Origin of the sequence: Nocardioides sp. Root140, assembly GCF_001426745.1 — a bacterium.
Lineage (GTDB): Bacteria > Actinomycetota > Actinomycetes > Propionibacteriales > Nocardioidaceae > Nocardioides.
The window spans coordinates 267,508-290,344 of record NZ_LMFI01000001.1 but is presented as its reverse complement, the minus strand read 5'-3'; the positions used below and the strand labels follow the sequence as shown (position 1 = coordinate 290,344).

Annotated in this window: 16 protein-coding genes; 8 read left to right on the top strand and 8 right to left on the bottom strand. The window is 71.4% G+C overall.

Annotation, left to right across the window (positions count from 1 at the left end):
- Window positions 1–37: 37 nt before the first annotated feature.
- From rpmA to ASD30_RS01390, 5 genes are all read right to left on the bottom strand, one after another.
- On the bottom strand, window positions 38–292 hold the full coding sequence (rpmA, locus tag ASD30_RS01410) for a 50S ribosomal protein L27 (RefSeq protein WP_056675906.1): 255 nt from the start codon (window positions 290–292) through the stop codon (window positions 38–40).
- Between the two features lie 75 nt (window positions 293–367).
- A complete protein-coding gene (gene rplU, locus ASD30_RS01405) occupies window positions 368–670 on the bottom strand; it encodes a 50S ribosomal protein L21 (protein ID WP_056675903.1) in 303 nt (100 codons plus the stop codon).
- Window positions 671–861: 191 nt separating this feature from the next.
- On the bottom strand, window positions 862–4,320 hold the full coding sequence (locus ASD30_RS01400) for an Rne/Rng family ribonuclease (protein WP_056675898.1): 3,459 nt from the start codon (window positions 4,318–4,320) through the stop codon (window positions 862–864).
- Between the two features lie 342 nt (window positions 4,321–4,662).
- Complete coding sequence (locus ASD30_RS01395) at window positions 4,663–5,370, bottom strand: TIGR03936 family radical SAM-associated protein (protein ID WP_056675894.1); 708 nt, start codon at window positions 5,368–5,370, stop codon at window positions 4,663–4,665.
- Between the two features lie 69 nt (window positions 5,371–5,439).
- Window positions 5,440–6,621: a winged helix DNA-binding domain-containing protein gene (locus tag ASD30_RS01390; protein ID WP_056679058.1), complete on the bottom strand. Its 1,182-nt coding sequence runs from the start codon at window positions 6,619–6,621 to the stop codon at window positions 5,440–5,442.
- 142 nt (window positions 6,622–6,763) lie between these two features.
- Here ASD30_RS01390 and ASD30_RS01385 point away from each other — a divergent pair, with 142 nt between their 5' ends.
- From ASD30_RS01385 to ASD30_RS01375, 3 genes are read left to right on the top strand one after another with little or no spacing between them, the layout of a single operon-like run.
- A complete protein-coding gene (locus ASD30_RS01385) occupies window positions 6,764–7,633 on the top strand; it encodes a hypothetical protein (protein WP_056675891.1) in 870 nt (289 codons plus the stop codon).
- Window positions 7,630–8,439: a DUF4190 domain-containing protein gene (locus tag ASD30_RS01380; protein WP_056675889.1), complete on the top strand. Its 810-nt coding sequence runs from the start codon at window positions 7,630–7,632 to the stop codon at window positions 8,437–8,439. The genes ASD30_RS01385 and ASD30_RS01380 overlap by 4 nt, the downstream gene beginning before the upstream one ends.
- A complete protein-coding gene (locus ASD30_RS01375; protein WP_235532473.1) occupies window positions 8,436–9,686 on the top strand; it encodes a CynX/NimT family MFS transporter in 1,251 nt (416 codons plus the stop codon). The genes ASD30_RS01380 and ASD30_RS01375 overlap by 4 nt, the downstream gene beginning before the upstream one ends.
- Before the next feature lie 42 nt (window positions 9,687–9,728).
- On the opposite strand, the gene ASD30_RS01370 is transcribed toward ASD30_RS01375, so the two are convergent.
- Together ASD30_RS01370 and ASD30_RS01365 are read right to left on the bottom strand one after the other, a co-directional pair.
- On the bottom strand, window positions 9,729–10,106 hold the full coding sequence (locus ASD30_RS01370) for a nuclear transport factor 2 family protein (RefSeq protein ID WP_056675887.1): 378 nt from the start codon (window positions 10,104–10,106) through the stop codon (window positions 9,729–9,731).
- 133 nt (window positions 10,107–10,239) lie between these two features.
- Window positions 10,240–12,207 (bottom strand): TIGR03960 family B12-binding radical SAM protein, encoded by a 1,968-nt coding sequence (locus ASD30_RS01365; RefSeq protein WP_235530201.1) that lies wholly within the window; start codon window positions 12,205–12,207, stop codon window positions 10,240–10,242.
- Between the two features lie 208 nt (window positions 12,208–12,415).
- Here ASD30_RS01365 and ASD30_RS01360 point away from each other — a divergent pair, with 208 nt between their 5' ends.
- On the top strand, window positions 12,416–16,246 hold the full coding sequence (locus tag ASD30_RS01360; protein WP_162250907.1) for an adenylate/guanylate cyclase domain-containing protein: 3,831 nt from the start codon (window positions 12,416–12,418) through the stop codon (window positions 16,244–16,246).
- Between the two features lie 3 nt (window positions 16,247–16,249).
- Here ASD30_RS01360 and ASD30_RS01355 read toward each other — a convergent pair whose 3' ends face one another.
- Window positions 16,250–17,155: a hypothetical protein gene (locus ASD30_RS01355; protein ID WP_056675881.1), complete on the bottom strand. Its 906-nt coding sequence runs from the start codon at window positions 17,153–17,155 to the stop codon at window positions 16,250–16,252.
- 219 nt (window positions 17,156–17,374) lie between these two features.
- Between ASD30_RS01355 and ASD30_RS01350 the strand changes: the two genes are divergently transcribed.
- From ASD30_RS01350 to ASD30_RS01335, 4 genes are all read left to right on the top strand, one after another.
- Window positions 17,375–20,536 carry an MDR family MFS transporter/patatin-like phospholipase family protein gene (locus tag ASD30_RS01350; RefSeq protein WP_162250906.1) on the top strand — a complete coding sequence of 1,054 codons (3,162 nt, stop codon included), beginning with the start codon at window positions 17,375–17,377 and terminating at the stop codon, window positions 20,534–20,536.
- Window positions 20,537–20,670: 134 nt separating this feature from the next.
- Window positions 20,671–21,312, top strand: coding sequence for a sensor histidine kinase (locus ASD30_RS26335; protein ID WP_156393476.1), 642 nt, complete (start codon window positions 20,671–20,673; stop codon window positions 21,310–21,312).
- Window positions 21,309–22,034: a response regulator transcription factor gene (locus tag ASD30_RS26330; RefSeq protein ID WP_056675871.1), complete on the top strand. Its 726-nt coding sequence runs from the start codon at window positions 21,309–21,311 to the stop codon at window positions 22,032–22,034. The genes ASD30_RS26335 and ASD30_RS26330 overlap by 4 nt, the downstream gene beginning before the upstream one ends.
- A gap of 16 nt (window positions 22,035–22,050) precedes the next feature.
- Complete coding sequence (locus ASD30_RS01335) at window positions 22,051–22,728, top strand: response regulator (RefSeq protein ID WP_056675868.1); 678 nt, start codon at window positions 22,051–22,053, stop codon at window positions 22,726–22,728.
- Window positions 22,729–22,837: the final 109 nt, after the last annotated feature.

Sequence of the window (22,837 nt, the reverse complement as noted above, 5' to 3'; positions counted from 1 at the left end):
CCAACGGGATGATGCGTGGGTGTGGGTGAGCGTCAGTTCACTCGCCCGGCAGGATGTTCACGACACGACGGCCGCGCTTGGTGCCGAACTCGACCGCGCCGCCGACGAGGGCGAACAGGGTGTCGTCACCGCCGCGGCCGACGCCGCTGCCCGGGTGGAAGTGCGTGCCGCGCTGGCGGACGATGATCTCGCCGGCGTTGACGGTCTGGCCGCCGTAGCGCTTCACGCCGAGGCGCTGGGAGTTCGAGTCGCGACCGTTCTTGGTGGACGCGGCGCCCTTCTTGTGTGCCATTTCTGAATCCTTTGTCGAGTCGAGGAACAACCAGGGCGGCAGCGCGGCGACGAAGTCGACCCGCTCGCCCCAATGTCACTGGGAGATGTCGGTGACCTTGACCTGGGTGTACTTCTGACGGTGACCCTGGCGCTTCTTGTAACCGGTCTTGTTCTTGTACTTCTGGATGATGATCTTGGGGCCCTTGGTGGCGCCGAGGACCTCGACGGTCACGGATGCCTTGTCGAGGCCGGTCGAGGTGACGTCCTCGCCGTCGACGAGCAGGACCACGGGGAGGGTCACCGACTCACCGACAGCGGTCTCCACCTTGTCGATCTCGATGACGTCGCCCACGGCAACCTTCTGCTGGGTGGCGCCTGCGCGCACGATCGCGTACACCGCGGTCTCCTTCGTCGAGTGACTTCTACTTCAAATCTCTGGGCTCCGGGGCCAGTCACGCGCGGGCGCGGATGTCCGTCAGGACAACGCCGGGTGGTGGCCACGCAGAGAGGGCATACGGATGCATACCGAAGAGCAATACTACGGTTCCCGGGGCCCGACCGCAAAACGAGCGGACCCCGGTCGCCCGGTCAGTGCTTGCGGCCGCCCTTGTTCTTCACCGGGACGTGCAGGTCGGCGCCGCCCTCGGAGGCCGGAGCGCCTGCCTCAGCGGTCTCCGGTGCGGCCGTGGAGCCGGCTCCGGAGGCCCGGCTGGCGCCGCGACGACCACGCGTGCGCGTGACCACCTTGGGGGCCTCGACGGGTGCTGCGTCGGCGACCTCGGGGGCAGCCGGCGGTGCGGTCACGGTGAGCGCCTCCACGACCGGGGTCGTGTGTACGCCGCTGGGCCGGCTGGCCCGGCGACGGGTACGGGTGACCACCTTGGGTGCCTCGACCGGAGCTGCCTCGACGGGCTTCTCGGCCTCGACGGGCTTGTCGGTCTCGACAGGTGCCACGGCGGCCGGCTTCTCGGCCTCGACCGGGGCCGACTGCTCGCCCCGAGCCTGGTTCTGCGTGCTGCTCCCGCCCTGCGCGTCCGCGTCGTCGGCAGCCCTGTCGGCTGCGGCGTCTGCCGTGTCCGACGTGTCGGCGGACCTCGTCGTACGACGGCGGTTGGCATTGCGCGAGCCGCGAGTGCGGGTCGTGGTGGTGGTCGTCGGTGCGGGTGCCTCGGCCGGGGCCTCGGACGTGGTGTCGACGGTGGGCTCGGCGTCGCCCGTCGCCTCGTCCGACGCGTCGACCGGGGGCCGCTCGGCGTTCTCCGGACGGGCCACCGCGGCCACGTCCTTCGGCGAGGGCGGTGCCGGCGGGGTGGCCCGGGAGTCGTTGCCCCGCTGGTTGCCGTTGCCGCTTCCCTGGTTGCCCTGGTTGCCGCTGTCGTCGCCCTTGCGGCCGCGGCCGCGACGGCCACCGGAGCGGGCGCCGTCGTCGGTGTTCTTCTGCTCGACGGGCATGTCGTGCACCATGATGCCGCGGCCCTGGCAGTGCTCGCAGTCCTCACTGAAGGCCTCGAGCAGGCCGGTGCCGATCCGCTTGCGGGTCATCTGGACCAGGCCGAGCGAGGTGACCTCGGCGACCTGGTGACGGGTGCGGTCGCGACCCAGGCACTCGACCAGGCGACGCAGCACCAAGTCGCGGTTGCTCTCGAGGACCATGTCGATGAAGTCGACGACGATGATGCCGCCGATGTCGCGCAGCCGGAGCTGGCGGACGATCTCTTCAGCGGCCTCGAGGTTGTTCTTGGTGACGGTCTCCTCGAGGTTGCCCCCCGAGCCGGTGAACTTCCCGGTGTTGACGTCGACGACCGTCATGGCCTCGGTGCGGTCGATGATCAGCGAGCCACCGGAGGGCAGCCAGACCTTGCGGTCGAGCCCCTTGGCGATCTGCTCGTCGATGCGGTAGGTCGCGAACGAGTCCTTGCCGTTGGGCGACTCGAAGCGCTCGAGACGGTCCTGGAGGTCGGGCGCCACCTCGGCGACGTAGCCCTGGACGGTGTTCCAGGCATCCTCGCCCTCGATGACCAGCTTGGCGAAGTCCTCGGTGAAGAGGTCGCGGACCACCTTGAGGGTCAGGTCGGGCTCTCCGTAGAGGAGCTTGGGAGAGTTGCCGGACTTGGCCTTCGACTCGATCTCGTCCCAGCGGGCCTTGAGGCGCTCGACGTCCTGGGTCAGCTCCTCCTCGGAGGCACCCTCGGCTGCCGTGCGCACGATGACGCCGGCGGTGTCGGGGACGATCTCCTTGAGCAGCGTCTTGAGGCGGCTGCGCTCGGTGTCGGGCAGCTTGCGGGAGATGCCGCTGGTGGTGCCGTCGGGCACGTAGACCAGGAACCGGCCGGCGAGGCTGACCTGGCCGGTGAGGCGGGCACCCTTGTGGCCGATCGGGTCCTTGGTGACCTGCACCAGGATCGACTGGCCGCTGGTCAGCACCGACTCGATCTTGCGGGGCTGGCCGTCCTTGTGACCGAGCGCGGCCCAGTTGATCTCACCGGCGTAGATCACGGCGTTGCGGCCCTTGCCGATGTCGACGAATGCCGCCTCCATGGAGGGCAGCACGTTCTGCACGCGGCCGACGTACACGTTGCCGATCAGCGACGTCTGGGACTCGCGGGCGACGTAGTGCTCGACGAGGACCTTGTCCTCGAGCACGGCGATCTGGGTGAGGTCGGGGCGCTGGCGGATCACCATGTTGCGCTCGACCGACTCGCGGCGGGCCAGGAACTCGGCCTCGCTCACGATCGGGGCGCGGCGACGTCCGGCCTCGCGGCCCTCGCGGCGACGCTGCTTCTTGGCCTCGAGGCGGGTGGAACCGGCGACGGCGGTGATCTGGTCCTCGGCCGAGCGCGACTGGCGCACCCGGGTGACGGTGTTCTCGGGGTCGTCGGAGGCTCCCCCACCGGAGTCACCGGCGCGGCGGCGACGGCGACGACGACGGGTGCCACCTGCGCCGTTCTCGCCGGTCTCGTCGTCGTCGGAGGAGTCGTCCTCGTCGGTGTCGGCGTTCTGCTCGTTGCCCTCGCCCGCGGAGTCGGGGCCGTCGCCGGCCTTGCGACGGCGGCGGCCGCCACGGCGGCGACGACGACGCGGTCCGCCGCTCGTCTCTCCCGCCTCGTCGTCGGCGTCGGTGCCGTCGGTGCCGTCGATCGACTCATCAGGGGCGGCGTCGTCGGAGGCAGCCTCGTCGACCTCTTCCTCGAGCTCCTCGGCCTTCGCCTTGGCACCCTTGCCCTTGCCGCCCTTGCCCTTGTTGCCGCCCTTCTTGGCCGGCTTGTCGGACTTCTCGGCTCCGGACTTCTCGTCCTCGGCCGGGGCATCGTCGGTCTGCGCCTCGTCGACCTTGGCGTCGTCGGCCTTGGCGGTCTGTGCGTCGGCTGCCTCGGGAGCGGTGGACTTCTTGGCCTTGCCGCCGGACTTCTTCTTGGGCTTCGGCTTCTCCTCCGCCGCCGCGCTCTCCGGCACGGCGTCCTCGACGGCCGGCGAGGCGGTGGCCTCGGGCTCAGTGTCCTCGGGTGCGGCCGACTCGGCCTCGACCGAGACGACCTTGGTCCGGCGGGTACGCCGCACCGGTGCCTTGGTCGGCTCGGGAGCCTGGAACAGCAGTGCCGTGGCGGGTGCCAGCGACTCGGCCTCGGCCGTGGTGTCGGTGGCGGGCGCTTCGGTGGTCTCGTCCAGGGGCAGGACTTCCTGGGCGGCGACCTTCTTGGCTGCGGTGCGCTTGGCCGGGGCCTTCTTGGCCGCGGTCTTACGGGCGGTGGTCTTGCGGGCCGCCGTCTTCTTGGCGGGGGGCGCCTCGGCGGGAGGGGCCTCGTCGGACGTCGGCGCGTCGCCGGCGACGGGCTCGACGGCCGGCTCGTCAGCCGGGCCCGCAGCAGCGGTCTTCTTCGCGGCGGCACGCTTGGCGGGCGCCTTCTTGGCCGCGGTCTTGCGGGCGGTGGTCTTGCGAGCCGCCGTCTTCTTGGCGGGGGCGGCGTCGGTCTCGACCGCCGCGGACTCGGTGGGCACCGGGTCCGAGGGAGTTGATTCCGTGGTGCCGGTGTTGTCGTCGTCGAGCATGTCGCGCTCCTCGGCAGCCGTGGCCCTTTCAGGTGGCCTGCTACCAGTCCGACGCGTGATGCTCCGTGTGGGTCACCACGCGTTAAGCCTTCAGGTGGCGACGAAGAACTCCGCAGGGCGTCATCGAGTGCCTGCCATGTCACCTGCCGCGGTCGCCGGGCCTGATCGTGTCGCTCTCACCAACACGGGGCCGCGTCGCGGTCTGGTGACGACCTCCACTCCATGTGCCGGTGCCTCGGGGGCCTCGGCGAGAACGTCGTCGGGTCGGTGTGTGCGGCAAGCCGCAGCACGGTGACCTGTGGCGAGTATCGCACACAGGCGCCGAAACCCGGCCAATGCCGATCAGGCCAGCGGGTCGCCGATCGCGCCGTCGTCGAGGAGGACGCCCTGGGCGGCCCGGGTCAGCAGGGTGCCGCCGGAGGCCAGGTCGACGCCGGCCACCTGCGCCAGACCGGTGAGCACGTCGTCGGGTCGCACGCTGGGGACGCCGTGGACCAGCACGACGTCGATCCGCACGCCCCGCTCGGTGGCGGAGGCCGACATCGAGCGCACGGCGCCCCGGCAGTCGAAGGTGCGCAGGCCCTTCTTGGTCATCCGCTCGACCGAGACCTCCTCGGCAGCCAGGAACTGCGCGACCGCGTCGACGGCCACCTGGGCGTCGAGGGCGAGGTCGATCTGCCAGTGGCTGGCCTGCAGGTTGTCGGCCAGCGACCCGCCCGGCGACACGACGACCTCGAGGATGTCGAGACCGTCGGGGAGCGCCTCGGCGAGGAGCTCGTGCATCGCGGCCGGGTCGACGATCTCGGCGAGCGCGATCTCGAGGTACTCGGCCTCGCTGGCGGACCCGGTCGGCGCCGCGCCGGCGTACGAGATGCGAGGGTGCGGGTTGAAGCCCGAGGAATAGGCCATCGGCACGCGGGCCCGGAAGACGGCGCGTTCGAAGGCCCGGCTGAAGTCGCGGTGGCTGGTGAACCGGAGCCGGCCCCGCTTGGCGTACCGGATGCGGAGTCGCTGGACCGGAGGGGCTTGTTGTTCGGGCTGTTCACGCACGGGGGCACGATATCGGGCGCGGCACGGTCACGCCGATTCCGCGCGGGCCGCCCCGGGCCGCCTCCGGGCTCAGGGCAGCCGGGCCGACTTCATCTGCCGGGATGCGTAGACGCTGGAGATGCGGACGCCGCCGAGCCAGCGGGTGAGCCGGTCGCACTCGACGTCGAGGGCGGCGCGCGCACCGGCCGGCAACGGGCCGCGGGGCACCACCGAGACCACGCCGGCGTCGTCCTGCACCCAGCAGCCGATGATCCGCCCGTTCCACCAGGCGGTGGTGCCGCCGTTGCCGTTGCTGTCGAAGAGATAGGGCACGTCGGCAGGGTCGAGATAGAAGTCGCGCTCCTTCCAGCCCATCGTGGTCGGGTCGAGCACCGGGAGCAGCGCGGCCCAGTCGTCGACCGGCTCGACCGGGTCGAGGTCGTCGGGAAGCACCCACCCCGTGCCACCCCCGTCGAGAGACACCTCCACCGCGTCGACGTCGGCGAGTGCCCGACGGGCCGCGGTGACGGTCGACCCGAGCCACCACTGCACGTCGCGGGTGGTGCCGGGGCCGAAGGTCCGCAGCCAGCGGCGGACCAGCTCGGCGTAGCCTTCGTCGGTCGAGAGAGGCTCGGGCCGGTCACCGATCCACTCCCCGGTGGGCGTCCACGCCGCCCGCGACAGCCGCCAGTGGCCGTTGTTGACGCCGCGCATGATCAACCCACGTGCGCCGAGCCAGGTCAGCACGCGCGGGGCGATCGGCACCTCTCCGCCCCACTTCGCGTCGGGGTTGCCGACCATGACCCTGCCGTCGAGCTGCGGCACCGCCTCGCGGATCTGCGTGGTCGACCGCGGTGCGTCGGCCAGCAGCGCGAGCACGGCCTCCTCGGCGCGGGCCAGCCAGGCTGCTCCGTCGTCATCGAGACCGGCGCGGACGACGTCCTTGCTGATCTTGGCGTGCTCCTGCGTGGCCACCCGCGCCGAGGCACTCCCCCACGCCGCGGGCAACAGGTCGCGAGGGAAGACGAACAGCGTGCGGCGCATCGCGAGCTGCTTGACCAGGGTGCGGTCGTCGTACAACGCGGCCTCGACGTCGGCGACCGACGAGTCGGACCTGGCCGCGACGGCAAGGTGCACGCTGGGCGGCTCCGTGGCGTGCAGGACGGTCATCGCGCGGGTGGCCGGGACGGGGCCGTCGACCCGGTGCGCGGGGGCGATCGCATGCCGCCTGGCGAGGCGGGCCCGGCGCTGGTCGTCGTCGATGTGCTGCATGACCACCAGCATGCCGTCCGACGCCGACACCCGGCTCGGGCACGCCCGGTGCGGGGAACAGGTTTGTGGAGGCCAACTGTCGGATAGTCTGCCCCCGAATCACCAACCGCCATGGGCCACAGCCGACCCGGAAGGTCAGTACATGTCGAACCAGCCGCCGTACCCCGGCCCACCCGAGGAACCGACCCGTCAGACGGGCGGCCAGCCGCAGAACCCTTACGGGCAGCCGCAGCAGCCTCAGAACCCGTACGGCCAGCCGCAGCAGGGCAACCCCTACGGGCAGCCCCAGCAGCCTCAGAACCCGTACGGCCAGCCCCAGCAGGGCGCACCCCAGCAGGGCAACCCCTACGGGCAACCCCAGCAGCAGAACCCCTACGGCCAGCCGCAGCAGGGCGCACCCCAGCAGGGCAACCCCTACGCGCAGCCCCAGCAGCAGAACCCCTACGCGCAGCAGGGTCAGCAGCAGTACGGCGGCCCGCAGCAGCAGTACGGACAGCAATACGGCGCGCCCCAGGGTGGCGGTTCCGGCGGCGGCAGCAAGAAGAAGTGGCTGATCCCGGTCCTCCTGATCGTGCTGATCGCGGCAATCGTCGGCGCCGTCTTCGGTGTCATGGCCCTGACCGGCGACGACGACAAGGACTCGGGCGTCGCCATCGACGACCTGACCGCCGGCACCTGCATCAGCAGCGACGACATCGCCGACGGCAGCGGCACGATCGACTCCATCGAGGAGACGAAGTGCGACGAGGACCACGACGCAGAGGTCTTCGCCACCTACGAGCTCAGCGGTGACGACGCCAAGGAGTTCGACATCGACGCTGCGGGCAGCAAGTGCGTCGAGGAGCTCGAGAGCAAGGGCACGTCGTTCGACGACCTGGCCAGTGACGGCAACGAGGTCCGCCCGCTGGTGGGCAGCGACGACCCGTCCGAGGGCGACCAGGTCGTGTGCTTCATCCGCAACAGCGACGGTGACGCACTCACCGAGAAGATCGTGTCAGGAGACAGCGAATGACCCAGCCCCCCTATCCGGGTTCCGAGGGCGAGTCGGGCGACCAGTCCGGCAGCAACGACCTTCCGCCGACGCACCAGCCGTACGGCCAGAAGAACGACCCGCCGGCCTACGGTGGCGACCAGCCCGCCTACGGCCAGCAGCCCTACGGCCAGCAGCCGGCGTACGGCCAGCCTGCCGGTGACCCGTACGGCGCCTGGCAGGGCGGCAACGACGCCGGCAAGGGCACCGACGGTCTCTCGATCACCGCCTTCGTGCTGAGCATCGTGTGCTGCTTCCTCGGCATCGTCGCGGTCATCCTCGGCATCATCGGCCTGGGCCGCACCAAGAACGGCCAGCGCAAGGGCCGCTGGGCGGCAGTCACCGCGATCATCCTCGGCATCATCGGGCAGCTGGCCGCGATCGGCATCGGCATCGCCATCTTCGTCGTCGCCAGGAACACGGTCACCCTCGACAACGCCGAGGTCGGCCAGTGCGTCAACGTCGACAAGGACGGCGACTCGGTGATGATCACCAAGAAGGACTGCTCCGACGACCACGACGCCCAGATCGTCCACGTCGGCAAGTTCGAAGAGGTCGAGAACTCCGGCTTCATGCCGTCCAACGCCGACGACGTCACTGACGCGGGCATCGCGCTCGGTGTCTGCTCGACGCTCGTGGGTGACCAGGCCGCCACCATCGAGGAAGACCTCGACGGCAAGGTCGAGTACGGCATCGCCAACGAGGACAACAGCCCCTCGTCCGACGAGAAGTTCCTCTGCTACGTCGGCCGCAGCGACGACGAGAAGCTGGACAAGAAGATCGGTTGAGCGACTCACCCGCTTCAAGGAACGGCCGTCGGAGCTTCTCCGACGGCCGTTCTGGTCATCGCGTCTCGGGCAACTTGCTGATCCTTGGCGCGATCGTGATGCTGGCGCTCAACCTGCGTCCGGCCGCGGTCAGCGTCGGCCCCGTGCTCGCCGAGGTCTCCGACGGGCTGGCCATGTCGCACACGCTGGCCGGCGTCCTCACCTCGCTGCCCGTCGTGGCGTTCGCCGGCTTCGGCGCACTCGCCCCGGGGCTGGCCCGGGCCGTCGGCGTCCACCGGGTCACGCTGCTCTCCCTGGTCGTGGTCGCGGCCGGCCTGGGGCTCCGGGCCGTCGTCGACTCTCCCGCTGCCTTCCTCGCGCTCTCGATGGTGGCGCTGGCCGGCATGGCCGCCGCCAACGTGCTGCTGCCCTCCCTGGTCAAGCTGCACTTCCCCGACCGGGTCGGCGCAGTCACCGCCATCTACACCACCGCCCTGGCGATCGGCCTGACCGGTGCCCTCACCCTCACCGTGCCGATCGCCGACACGTACGGCGGCTGGCGGATCGGCCTCGGTGTCTGGGCGATCGTCGCACTGGTGGCCGCACTGCCCTGGCTGTTCATGGTCGGGCACGACCAGCACCCCGACGCCGAGCCGCATGACATCCGGCTCGCCCAGGTCGCCCGCACCCGGCTGGGGCTGGCGATGGCGCTGTTCTTCGGGCTCCAGTCGCTGCAGGCCTACGCCGTCTTCGGCTGGTTCGCCCAGCTGTGGCGCGACAACGGCTACTCCGCGACGCATGCGGGGCTTTTGCTCGGCGTGGTGGCTGCGGTCAGCATTCCGCTGTCGTCGTGGATCCCCGCGGCCGCTGCTCGCCGTACCGACCAGCGCGGCGTGCTGCTGGCCGTGATGGCCTGCTACCCCGTCGGGTACGTCGGCCTGATGCTGGCGCCCCACTCGCTCGCCATCCTGTGGGCGCTGCTGGTCGGCATCGGCGCCTGCACGTTCCCGCTGATCCTGACCATGATCGGCCTGCGCTCACGGACTCCCGCGGGCACCGCCGCGCTCTCCGGATTCACCCAGTCCGCCGGCTACCTGCTCGCCGCGGTCGGCCCGTTCACGGTCGGCGCGATCTACGACGCCACGGGCGGCTGGACCTGGCCGCTGGCCTTCCTGCTGGCGCTGACCGTGCCGCAGCTGCTGATCGGGCTGTACGCCGCCCAGCCCCGCTTCATCGAGGACGAGCTGTCGCGACCCGTGCGTTCTTGATGCGCGAACCGTGGGTTCTTGACGTCCATCGACCTGCCCGGGTCACCAGCGCTCGATCAGGCCTTCGGGTCGCGCGGGCGGGTCGTACGGCTCGGGCCAGAAGTCGGTGACCTTCGTGATCAGCCCGGCACCGTCGAACTCGAAGAAGGCCTGGGCGTCTCCGGCCTCGCTGCCGTCGAGCCGCCAGGTGAACCAGACGACTGCCTGGGTCCCGTCGCCGATCACGACGTACGGCGTCAGCTCCCACTCGCCGGGGTAGGTGCGGTTGAACTCGAGATAGCCCTCTCGTCCCGCGATCCGCTCACGGGTCTGCGGCATCTCGTAGACCACGTCGACGGTCATCAGTGCAGCCCAGGCCTCCCAGTCACGCCTCTGTAGGGTCTCGACGAAACGGCGGGCCAGGGCAGCGGTGTCGGTCATGCCGCACAGCCTAGAAGGCCCGGCACGCCCGGATGGCCGATGACTTCGGCCGCGAGAGTTGCAGTTCGTACGCGTTCACGCAGGAGACTCGTACGAACTGCAACTCTCGGTGAGCGATGGACCGGGCCCGCGGTCAGACGACGGAGAGCGGCAGGAGCCTCTGGCCGGTCGGGCCGATCTGGATCTCGGTGTTCATCTCGGGGCAGACGCCGCAGTCGTAGCAAGGGGTCCAGCGGCAGTCCTCGACGTCGATCGACTCGGGGTCGAGCGCGTCCTCCCAGTCGGCCCAGAGCCAGTCCTTGTCGAGACCGGAGTCGAGGTGGTCCCAGGGCAGGATCTCGTCGTACTCGCGCTGGCGGGTGGTGAACCAGTCGAGGTCGACGCCGGTGCCCTCGAGGCCGCGCTCGGCGGCGGACTCCCAGCGCTCGAAGGAGAAGTGCTCGCTCCAGCCGTCGAAACGACCGCCGTCGCGCCACACCTCCTCGATGATGCGCCCGACCCGGCGGTCACCGCGCGAGAGCAGGCCTTCGATGATGCCGGGGCGACCGTCGTGGTAGCGGAAACCGATGGCGCGGGCGAACTTCTTGTCGGCCCGCACGGCGTCGCGCAGCTTCTGGAGACGGGAGTCGGTGGTCTCGTGGTCGAGCTGGGAGGCCCACTGGAACGGGGTGTGCGCCTTCGGCACGAAGCCGCCGATCGAGACCGTGCAGCGGATGTCGTTGCGACCGGAGACCGCGCGGCCCTCGGCGATCACCTTCTTCGCCAGGTCGGCGATCTCGAGAACGTCTTCGTCGGTCTCGGTCGGCAGGCCGCACATGAAGTAGAGCTTCACCTGGCGCCAGCCGTGGGAGTACGCCGCGGAGACCGTGCGGATCAGGTCTTCCTCGGTGACCATCTTGTTGATCACCTTGCGCATGCGCTCGGAGCCGCCCTCGGGCGCGAAGGTCAGGCCGGAGCGACGCCCGTTGCGGGAGAACTCGTTGGCCAGCGAGATGTTGAACGCGTCGACGCGCGTCGACGGCAGCGAGAGCGAGACGTTGGAGCCCTCGTAGCGGTCGGCCAGGTCCTTGGCCACCTCGGCGATCTCGGTGTGGTCGGCGCTCGAGAGCGAGAGCAGGCCGACCTCTTCGAAGCCGGACTTGCGGATGCCGTTCTCGACCATTGCGCCGATCGTCTCGATCGACCGCTCGCGGACAGGGCGGGTGATCATGCCGGCCTGGCAGAACCGGCAGCCGCGTGTGCAGCCGCGGAAGATCTCGACGGAGAAGCGCTCGTGCACGGTCTCGGCCAGGGGCACCAGCGGCTTGGCCGGGTAGGGCCAGGCGTCGAGGTCCATCAGCGTGTGCTTGCGGACCCGGTCGGGAACACCCGGCCGGTTCGGGGCCACGGAGCCGATGCGGCCGCGGTCGTCGTACGACACGTCGTAGAACTTCGGCACGTAGACGTTGTTGCTCTTGGCCAGGCGCAGCAGGAGCTCGTCGCGCCCGCCGGGACGGCCCTCGATCTTCCACTCCTTGATCACCTCGGAGATCGCCAGCACGATCTCCTCGCCGTCGCCCAGAACGGCCGCGTCGATGAAGTCGGCGATCGGCTCGGGGTTGAAGGAGGCGTGTCCACCGGAGAGCACGATCGGGTCCTCGTCGGTGCGATCGACCGCGTGCAGCGGGATCTGCGCCAGCGACAGGGCGTTGAGCATGTTGGTGTAGCCGAGCTCGGTCGAGAAGCTCAGACCGAAGACGTCGAAGGAGCGCACCGGGCGGTGGGCGTCGACGGTGAACTGCGGGATCGGGCCGTGCGCGTCGCCCTCGCGCATGATCTTCTCCATGTCGGGCCACACCGAGTAGGTGCGCTCGGCGACGATCCAGTCACGCTCGTTGAGGACCTCGTAGAGGATCGCGACGCCCTGATTGGGCAGGCCGACCTCGTAGGCGTCGGGGTACATCAACGCCCAGCGAACCGTGGGTCCTTCGGGCGCGCAGTCCCAGTCCTTGACGGTCGAGTTCAGCTCGCCGCCGACGTACTGGATCGGCTTCTGCACCGAAGGAAGCTTCGGCTCGAGACGTGAGAACACGGACTCGGGTGCGGTGATGGTGGCGGGCACTACGTAACCTCTCGGGGGCGCAAGGGGACGACAGACAAGGGTACGCCGGGGTGTCGGTGACCGCGATTCCTCGACCGGCGCCACCGGCCGTCCCGATCCCGGGCGCGGCATGCCCCGCCCGTGCGACAGCCCGACCCTCCCCAGATTTGGGGACGCCCGACCCGAGGGTTCCTGCGACGCTGGACGTGGAATGAGAGCTGTGGGTCCCGTGAACGTCCGACCGGAGCACGCGGCGTACCTGCCCCGCTTCCTCCCCCGATGGGCGGAGACCACCGAGGGCCTGGTCCACCGTGAGGTCGACGCGAGCCTCGTCATGTTCGACATCAGCGGCTTCACCAGGCTGACCGAGCGCCTCTCCGGGCAGGGACGAGCGGGCGCCGAGGAGCTCAGCGAGGTCCTCGACACCGTGTTCAGCGCGTTGGTCGTCGAGGCCGAACGCGAGGGCGCCGACCTGCTCAAGTGGGGCGGCGACGCCGTGTTGCTGATGCTCGACGGCGACGAGCACGCACCACGGGCGGCCCGTGCCACGCTCGGCATGCACCGGGTGCTGGCCAAGGTCGGGCACCTGAGCACCTCCGTGGGGCGGGTGGTGCTGCGTGCCTCCAGCGGCATCGATTCCGGCATCACACACCTGGTCCTGGCCGGAGACCCACTGGTGCACCGGGAGCTGATCGTGCTCGGCCCGACGGCGAGCGAGGTCTGCCGGGTCGACGCCAGCGCGGAAGGTGGGCAGATCGTGGTCAGCCCGGCCACCGCGCGGCTGCTGCCGACCGCGTCGCTCGGGGCGCAGGAGCCCCGCGGCCGACTGCTCAACGCGCTGGCCGGGGCGACTGCCGCTCCCCCGCACCCGACGGCCCCGATCCCCTCGGAGGTGGTCGCCTCCCTGTTGCCTCCGCAGTTGCGCACGCACCTCACGCGCACGCACGAACCCGAGCACCGCGTGGTCACCGCCGCCTTCGTCCTCTTCGACGGCACGGACGACCTCCTGCGCGAGGAGGGACCCGAGCACCTGGCCCGGGCGGTGGACGAGCTGGTGCGCAACGTGCAGGGCTCGGTGGCCAGGCACGGGGTCTCCTTCCACGAGACCGACATCAGCATCGGCGGCGGCAAATTCATGCTCGTGGCGGGAGCGCCGCTCAGCACGGGCGACGACACCGATCACCTGCTCTCGACCGTTCGGCTGATCCTCGACCGAGCCGGTGAGATCCCGATCCGCGCCGGCATCGCACGTGGTCGCGTGTTCACCGGCGACCTGGGTCCCACGAGCCGGCGTACGTACTCGGTCAAGGGTCACGCGGTGAACCTGGCTGCACGCCTTGCCTCCAAGGCGGCCCCCGGTGAGTTCCTCGCACCCAGCGAGCTGCTCCACCACTCTCACCGCGGGTTCGACCTCACCACCCGGGCGCCGCTCGCCCTCAAGGGCATTGCCCGTCGGGTCAGCACGGTCGCGGTGGGCTCACCCCGCGGCGGGGAGGACTCCAGGGCCGCGACCGTGCTGGTCGGTCGCGAGGCCGAACTCGACGTCCTCACCTCGACTCTCGACCGCCTCGGCGGGGACAGCGCGGGCGCCGGACGCACCGGTGGCGCGGTGGAGATCGTGGGCGACCCCGGAATCGGGAAGACCCGACTTGTCTCCGAGGTGCTGTCCGGGGCGGACGACTTCGCGACGCTGGTCGGCTCGGGCGACCACGGCGGAGCCCAGGCCCCCTTCGGCGCCGTGCGCCCCCTCCTGGTCACCGCCCTGGGAATCGGTGGGCTCCGGGACCGCGTCGTCGCTGCCACACGGGTCCGTGACCGGGTCGACCGCGCGGCCCCGGAGCTGGTCGCGAGGCTGCCGCTCCTCGACGCGATCCTCGACGTCGGACTCGTCGACGTGCACGACGAGGTGGCTGCCCTGGACGAACAGTTCCGTAGCGAGGCCCTCCAGCAGCTGGTGATCGACCTGCTCGGCGCGCTCTTCCACGACCCACTCCTCCTTGTCGTCGAGGACACCCACCTGCTGGACGCGGCCAGCGGCGAGATCCTGTCGCGGATCGCGGCCGAGACGGGGCGTCGTCCGTGGCTGCTCGTCACGTCCTGTCGCGAGGACTCCGGAGGATGGCGGTCACCGGACGCCGAGCGAATCATGCTCGGACCGTTGGACACGAGCTCGGCTCGCACTCTTGCCGAGGTGGTGACCGCCGAGGCCCCATTGCCACCCGCCGCTGCGGAGGCGCTGGTACGCCGAGCCGGTGGCCACCCGCTGTTCCTACGCGAGCTCACCCTCGCTGCCGTACGAGGGGACGACCTCGGCGAGCCACCGGAGTCGGTCGAGGAACTGTTCGCCGTCCAGCTCGACGCCCTCCCCGGTGTCGACCGGGCGCTGCTACGTCGAGCCGCGGTGCTCGGCGACTCGTTTCCGCTGGGCCTGCTCGGCCGGATGCTGGAGGAGCCCGGCCGCGCACCCGTGGGACTGTCCGTCCTTCGTCGGGCGCTCGGCCGGCTGGACGGGTTCGTGGTCTCCGAAGAGGGCGGGCGGATGGCGTTCCGACATGCGATCCACCGGGAGGTGGCCTATGCCGGCCTCCCCTTCCGGACCAGGGCGGCGCTCCACGTCCGCGCGGCCGAGATCCTCGAGGAGGACCCCGGGGTGGCCGCCACGCACCCCGAGCTGCTGGCCCACCACTTCTTCGCCGGCGGCCGGTTCGAAGAGGCGTGGCGGCACGCCCGCAATGCCGGGCGTCGCGCCAACGAGCGCTTCGCACCGGCCGCGGCGGCCGACGCGTTCGCCCGCGCCGCGCAGGCCGGCCGCCGCAGCCACCAGGTCCCGCCCGAGGAACTGGCCAGCGATCTCGAGGCGCTCGGTGACGCGCTCTTCCTCTGCGGCCGTTCAGATGCCGCGGACACCGCCTATCACCAAGCCGGCTGGGCCAGTGGGCACTCCTCCTCCGGCACGGCACTGCTGATGCTCAAGCTGGCCAAGGTCGCCCAGCGGCAGGGGCGCCACTCGCTGGCCCTTCGAAGGCTGACCCTCGGCCTGCGCAGCGCCGGCGCCTCACCCGACCCCGACTCGGCGGCCCATCGGGCCCGGATCCTGGCCCGCCGGGCCGTGGTGCTGATCAGCCAGGGACGGTACGGCGCTGCCGAGGTCGCCGCACGGGAAGCCGTGGCTGTGGCCTTGCTCGCCGACGAGACGGACGCCCGCGCCCAGGCACACCTCGTGTTGCACAGCGTTCACCTCTTCACCGGCACCCCGGACCTCGACCACCACGGCGAGGCCGCCCTGCGACTGTTCGAGGAGACCGGCGACCTGGGTGGTCAGGCGCACTCGCTGAACAACCTCGCGATGCGCAGACTGCTCCAGGGCGACTGGGCCCAAGCCCTCGAGATGTTCGGCAGGGCCGCGGCCATGTTCGCCAAGGTCGGCGACGCGGCCAACGAGGCCAACGCGTCCTACAACCGGGCCGATCTGCTCAACCGCCAAGGCCGGTACGCCGAGGTCGCCGTGCAGTTGGAGGGGGTCATGCGGGTGGCCCGGGCGGTCGGCGACGAGGAGCTCGTCGGACTCGTCCTGCGCGAGCAGGGTCGGGCGCTGTCCAGGGACGGCCGGCCCGAGGGCCAGGCGCTCCTGCTGTCCGCCCGCGCGCTGCTGGACGGTTTGGGCGAGCCGCACGAGGTGACCGACACCGACATCGCGCTCGCAGAGGCGCACCTCATGGCGGGGCGCCCCGGCCCTGCCCTCGACACGAGTGCCGCGGCCATCGCAGCCGCCCGGGCACTCGGCGCCGTGACACTGCTGCCCTCGGCGTACCGCATCCGCGCCGCGGCACTGATGGAGCTCGACGACCTCCCCGGTGCCGCGCTGGCGCTGACCGAGGGCCTCGAGCTCAGCTCGGCGACCGAGCTCGCGCACGAGCGCGGGTTCCTCAGGGTCGTGGCCGCCCGTCACGCCACGCTGACCGGGCGGGGCAACGGCTGGCCGACCCCGGCCGAGGCCCAGCGGACCCTGGAGGAGCTCGGGGTGGTCAGGGTGCCTCTGCCGTGGCCCACCGGCACGTGAGCGTCACGGGTGGCTGGCGCGGATGTCGAAGTCGAAGAGGAGCACGCTGAAGAGGTCTCCCGCGCCGTCACGGTTGCTCTGCACCGCGTCGAGGCACACGGTCTGATCGTCGCCGAGTCGTCCCTTGGCCGGACACTGCGGGGCCTGGGCGAACGCTCCCTGGTTCGTCACGTCCACCAGGAGCGGGAACTGCCCCACGCCTCCCTTGCCGCACAGCGACTTGTCGCAGCCGATCACGAAGGACGCGGGCGCCACCTTCGTGTAGAGCGGCGCGCCTGACCCGTCCTTGAGGTCGACGGCGGCGGTGACCAACCCGGCCTGGTTCGTCGGGTCGGTGATGCAGGCGAGGATGCCGGTGCAGGCACCCACGGACATCAGGATCTGGCCGTTGGCGCCGTTGGGCAGCTGAAGGTAGCCGCAGACCGGGGCGGTGGCGGTCGGGACGGCGCATCCCGGGTCGGTGACCGTCGTCGGTGCACCCGGCGTGCCGCCGGCGCGTACGGCCGTGGCGGCGACGTCGATGGTCGCCCCTCCGGGATCCAGGTCGACCCCGGAGGAGACGGCGACGTCCAGGACGACGCCGTTGCCGAAGGCAGAGTAGGTCGCCGTGATCGTGGTGCGGGACCCGCCCCTCGGGATCACCCCGCTCGGCCTCCCGGACAGCGCGCCCGGGCCGGACTGCTCCGACAGGACGACGGTGGTCGCCTTGGTGACCGGCAAGGGGACGCCCTGGGGGTCGCGCGCCTCCACGACGACGGAGAAGGGGCGCCCCTGCACGGCACCGGCGAGGCCCGTGCCGGCGTCGTTGACCGCCACGACCACGAGGGAGCCCTTCGACTGGCCGCCGACAGCAGACTGCGACACCACACCGGTCAGGGTCGCGGCCACGACGAGCGCGAAGACTGCCATGAGGCGGAGTGGACGACGAGCTGAGTGTCGGGACATGGGCGTCGCCTGTTCTGGTCGGGATTGGGCACCGTCTCCAGACTGGCCCCAAACCCCGCCGGGCGCATGCTCAGAATGGCGTACGCCGGCACGCCCGTCGCCTCCCCCAGATGTACTAGCACCGCTGACCGAGCACGTCCTCGTCGGTGCTCTCTAGCCTTCGGACTGGGAAGGGGAACACGAGTGGCAGTGCACCTGAAGTCGGCCTCGGACGCGGCAGGAACGAGCCGGTTGGCGCAGGGGACAGTGTTGTTCGTCGCGGCCATGGGCGCCTTCCTCGCCTTCCTCGACGTGACGGTCGTGAACATCGCGTTCCCCAGCATTCGCGCGTCCTTTCCGGGGACCTCGATCAGTGAGCTGTCGTGGGTCCTCAACGTCTACAACATCGTGCTGGCCGCGGCCATGGTCGTCTTCGGACGCCTGGCCGACCTGTTCGGGCGCCGCCGTCTCTACATCGCCGGGCTCACGCTCTTCGTGGCGGCATCGGTGCTGTGCGCGGTCGCCGGATCCGTGCCGTGGCTGCTGGTGGCCCGCGGGCTGCAGGCGTTGGGGGCCGCGATGCTGGTACCGGCGTCCCTGGCGCTGGTGGTGGAGGCCTTCCCCGCTGCGCGGCGGGCCCACGCGGTCGGCCTGTGGGGGGCCAGCGCCGCGGCGGCGGCGGGGCTCGGTCCACCGATCGGGGGCGCGCTGGTCGAGTGGGGCAACTGGCGCTGGGCCTTCCTGGTCAACGTGCCGTTCGGGCTCCTCGCGATCGTGGCGGCCCGGCGGGGCCTCGTGGAGAGCCGCAGCCCGGGACGTCGCAAGGTGCCGGACCTGCGCGGCGCCCTCGCCCTCGCGGTCGCCCTCGCCCTGCTGACCACCGCCATCACGACCGGGAACGACTGGGGCTGGACCAGCATCGGCGTCCTGCTGTGCGTGGTCGGCGCCGTGGTCGCCACAGCCGCCTTCGTCGCCAGCTCGCGCGTGCATCCTTCCCCGCTCGTCGACCGCGACCTGCTCCGGGTGCGTGGCTTCGTCGTCGCCAACACCGCATCGACGATCGCCGGCATGGGCTTCTACGCCTACCTGCTGACCAACGTGCTCTGGCTGCAGTACGTCTGGGGCTACGACGTGCTGACCTCAGGGCTGGCACTGGTCCCGGCGGCCCTGGTGGCCGCCGTGGTCGCTGGCGTGCTCGGACCGCTCGCACAGTCCCACGGGTACCGACTGGTCGTGATCCCCGGCGCGATCCTCTGGGCTGCCGCCTACGTCTGGTACGCCCTCGAGGTCGGCGTCGAGCCGCGCTTCGTGTCCGAGTGGCTGCCCGGGCAGGTGCTCAGCGGGATCGGCGTCGGGGCCACCCTGCCGATCCTGGGCAGCGCGTCCCTCGCCTCGGTCCCGGGAGGTGGTTACGCGACCGCGTCGGCGGTCAACGCGAGCCTCCGGCAGCTCGGGGGCGTGCTCGGCATCGCCGCGCTCGTGGCCATCATCGGTACGCCGGGCCCTGGCGAGGCCGTGGAGGCATTCCGCCACGGGTGGCTCTTCGCGGCCGCCTGCTTCGCGGCCTGTGCCATGGTCAGCCTCGCGCTCGGGGGGCGGCACGAGGGCGAGGCGACCGGCGCCGACGACCTCCTCGCCACGGCCGGGAGGGGGCTCATGATCACGGTTCCCGAGCCCGGTGCCGACGGCGCCGGGGACGAGGTGTCGACCGGGACGGTGGGGCAGGCAGACTCCCTCCTCTCCCGGCTCGGCCCGGAGGCCCGAGCAGACCTGGAGGCCTCGTCCGAGCGGGTCCTGCTCGCGGCCGGCGACGTGTTGTTCCGGGCCGGCGACCCGGCGGACGCGGCGTACACGGTGGTCACCGGACGGCTGGAGGTCTCGGTCGCCGGGAGGTCTCTCCGGCTGCTCGGCCCGGGCGCGGTCCTCGGGGAGCTCGCGCTGCTCACGGACTCGGACCGGAGCGCCACCGTCAAGGCCAGACGCGACTCCGTGCTCCTGCGGCTGCGGCCTCGGGCCTTGCGCGAGGTGATGGACAACGCGCCGGGCGCGGGGCGCGCGGTGGCCACGGTCCTGGCCGGTCAGCTGGCGCACCCCGCCGTACCCGTGCGCGGCCAGAGTGGCTCACGAACCGTCGCCGTCGTCGGGCTGCATCGCGGTGCCCCGTCGCGCGAGGTGGCCGAGGGGATCCGCTCCTGTCTCGTCCCGCACCTCGCCGTCGAGCTGACCGGCCCACTGGACGACGAGTCGCTCGCCCGTGCCGAACGGACGAACCCCTGCGTCCTCCTGGTCGCCGAGGACCCGGGGACCGACCCGGAGTGGTGGGCCCGGGCGGTCCGGCAGGCCGACCAGGTCGTCGCCGTCTGCAGCGGCGACCGGCGGCCCGAACAACCGCGGCCCGAGCTGCCGCCCGGGCCCGACCTGGTCCTCGTCGGCCCGGGACCCACCGGGAAGGACCGCTCCGGGTGGGCGCGGGCGACCGACGCCTGGCAGGTGACCGCCGTCGACAACCTGGTCCCCGGTGCCCTGCGCCCCCTGGCCGATCGGATCACCGGTCGCTCCCTCGGCCTCGTGCTCGCCGGAGGAGGCGCCCGCGCCCTGGCCCACGTCGGCCTCCTGGCGGCACTGGAGGAAGCCGGCATCGTCGTGGACCGGATCGCGGGCTGCAGCATCGGTGGAGTCCTCGCAGGCCTGCACGCGTCCGGACGGTCCGCAGCCGAGATGCGCGAGATCGTGTACGCCGAGTTCGTGCGCCGCAAGCCGTTCTCGGACTACACGGTGCCGCGGGTGTCGTTGGCCAAGGGCGACCGCCAACGGGCCGCACTGCTCCGCAGCTTCGGCGAGACCACGATCGAGGAGCTGCCGGCGCAGTTCCGGTGCGTCAGCACGGACCTGCTCGCGCGTGAGGTGGTGGTGCACCGACGAGGAAGCGTGGTCGATGCCCTGATGGCCACGTCCGCGCTGCCGGGACTGTTCCCGCCGGTGCAGCTCGACGGTCGGCTGCTGGTCGATGGTGGCGTGCTCGCCAACCTGCCCACGGGGGCACTGCTCGAGCGGGACGAGGGCCCGGTGATCGCGGCCAACGTGGGGATGGGGGGCTCCGCCGAGAGCGGTGGTGCCACACGCAACGACCGAGCCCTCCGCACTCCCTCACTCGGCGAGACCCTCCTGAGGACCATGCTGATCGGAAGCGGCGGTGCAGCGGCCGGCGCGCTCGCGGCCGGTGCGACCGTGGTGACCCTGCCCTCGATGGGAGCCGGCCTGCTCGAGTTCCACCAGTTCGACCTGCTCTACGACGCCGGACTGCTGGCCGGCCGCCGGCTCGTGGCCGCCAGGGAGGGCGCGCCCGCACCTACCGCAGACGGGTGACGCAGCACCCCGGATCGATGGTCCGATGTGACTATTGTCCGTCGGCTGTGGGCGCCCATAGGTTGTAGGGATCAACCGCCTGTGGCACGGGCGGATGCTGCCCACCTCGGCTCCGGGCCGGCGGAGGGACACGCATGACCACGACAACGACGAGAGGTCGGGTGTCGCACGAGCCCGACGTCGACCCGGTGCGCGGCCTGTGCCACGACATGCGGCAACCTTTGGCGGCGATCCTGGCCCTCGCCTCCCCCTCGCCTCGCGACACCGCGGACGGCGACCTGCTCCGCAGGCTCGGGCTGATCTCCGACCAGACACGTTGGCTTGCCCGCCTGGTGGACGAGGTGCTCGTCGACGCGGCCGACGACGAGGTCGCCGCGCTCGACGTGGCTGCCTGTGCCTCCCTGGTCGTGGCGGCGTCCGCTGCCACGACCACCTGCGCGGTGAGTGTGGAGGGATCGTCGCCTCGGTGCCTCGCGCGTCCGACCGCCCTGACCCGCGCTCTCTCCTGCGTGGTCGACAACGCCGTACGAGCGGCTGGACCGGACGGCGCCGTCGCGGTGACCGTCGACCGGGAGGCAGAGCACGTCATCGTCACGGTCCGGGACGACGGCCCGGGTCTGGGGTGGGTGCCGGAGCGGACCTCCCTCGGACTGGCCCTCACCCGGGCGCTGATCGCCGCGTGCAACGGCACCTTCGACCTGCGGCCGCACCCGGACGGCGGCATGGTCGCCCGCATCGGTCTGGCCAACGCCCCTTCGTCTCCGGTGGCGTCATGAGGCTGGTCCTCGGCGACGACCACCTCCTGCTGCTCGAGGCGATGGCCCTGGGCTTCACGGACCATGGGCACGAGGTGCTCGCCCTGGCCACGACGCGCCGGCAGACCCTGGAGGCCGTGCGCACCCGCGCCCCCGACGTGTGTCTGCTGGACATCGGGTTCCCGGACGGCAGCGGTCTCGACCTGATCGGTCCGCTGCTGGCTGCGAGCGCGACCACCCGGGTGGTCATCATGTCCGGCTGGACCGAGCACACCTCGGTCGCCCGGGCCCTGCGCGAGGGCGCCAGCGGCTTCGTCGGCAAGGGAAGGCCCTTCCCGGACATCGTGTCGTACGTCGAGCGAGCCGGAGCCGGGCACCTGGCGGTGGACCCCGACCTGGTGCACGGGGCCGGGCACGGCGATGCGATCCGCCCGGATCCGCTCTGGCAGCTGCGCTTCCTGACCACTCGCGAGTGGGACGCTCTGGGTTGCCTCATGGACGGACTGACCACTGCCGAGATCGCGACGCGGCTCGGGGTGCGCGCGAGCACCGCGCGCACGCACGTGCAGGGCGTGCTCACCAAGCTCGGCGTCCACTCACGACTCCAGGCCGCCGCCCTGCTCACCGCCCATTCCTCCTCAGTCACCTGGCCTGCCCACCTGCGGGGTGGGGCCGTGACCTGGTCTCCCCCCGATGACGCAGCCGACGATGGCCCGCTCGGAGGTTCACGCCAGGCCATCTGAGGCGGAAGGTGGAACCGTGTCCACACGAACCAGGATCGCGATCGTGGACGACCATCGGGTCTTCAGCGACGCAATCGCAAGCCGCCTCGGCACGGAACCCGACCTCGTGGTGGTCGGCACGGCACGCGACTCCGCCGCGACGTGGGCCCTCTTCCGGGACCGGCCCGTCGACCTCGTCGTCCTCGATCTCTACTTGCAGCAGGAGGACGGCCTGGAGCTGGCAAGGGACCTGCTCGCCACGTGGCCGGCACTGCAGGTGGTGCTGGTCACCGGCATGGACGCCGACCATCGCGGCCTCGAAGCGCTCCGCTCGGGGGTCCGTGGGTGGGTGTCCAAGCTGGACTCCGCCGAGAGCCTGATCGAGGCGATCCGTGCGGTGGCCGACGGCCAGACCCGGGTGCCCGGGCGTCTCCTGACCACCGTCTGCGCATCATTGCCGGCCTGGGGCACCAGGGAGGCCGACGACGACAACGCGATCCGACGGCTCTCCGAGCGCGAGCTCGAGGTCCTGCGCTGCCTGGTCGACGGTCTCTCCCGCAAGGAGATCGCCCTGCGGTTGGGCATCGCGGCGAACACCGTCCGCTCACACGTCCAGAGCATCCTGCACAAGTTCGAGGTGCACTCGACCTTGACGGCTGTGGCCGTCGCCCGACGAGCCGGGGTCAAGGGCACTCCTCGGTCGGTCGGCCCCTGACGCAACCGGGCGGCCCCGCACTGAGCGCAAGGACTGCCGGTTCGTGCATCAAGCATTGCCGGTTCGTGCATCAACAATTGCAGGGTCGCGACGCAAGAGCACGCGGTTC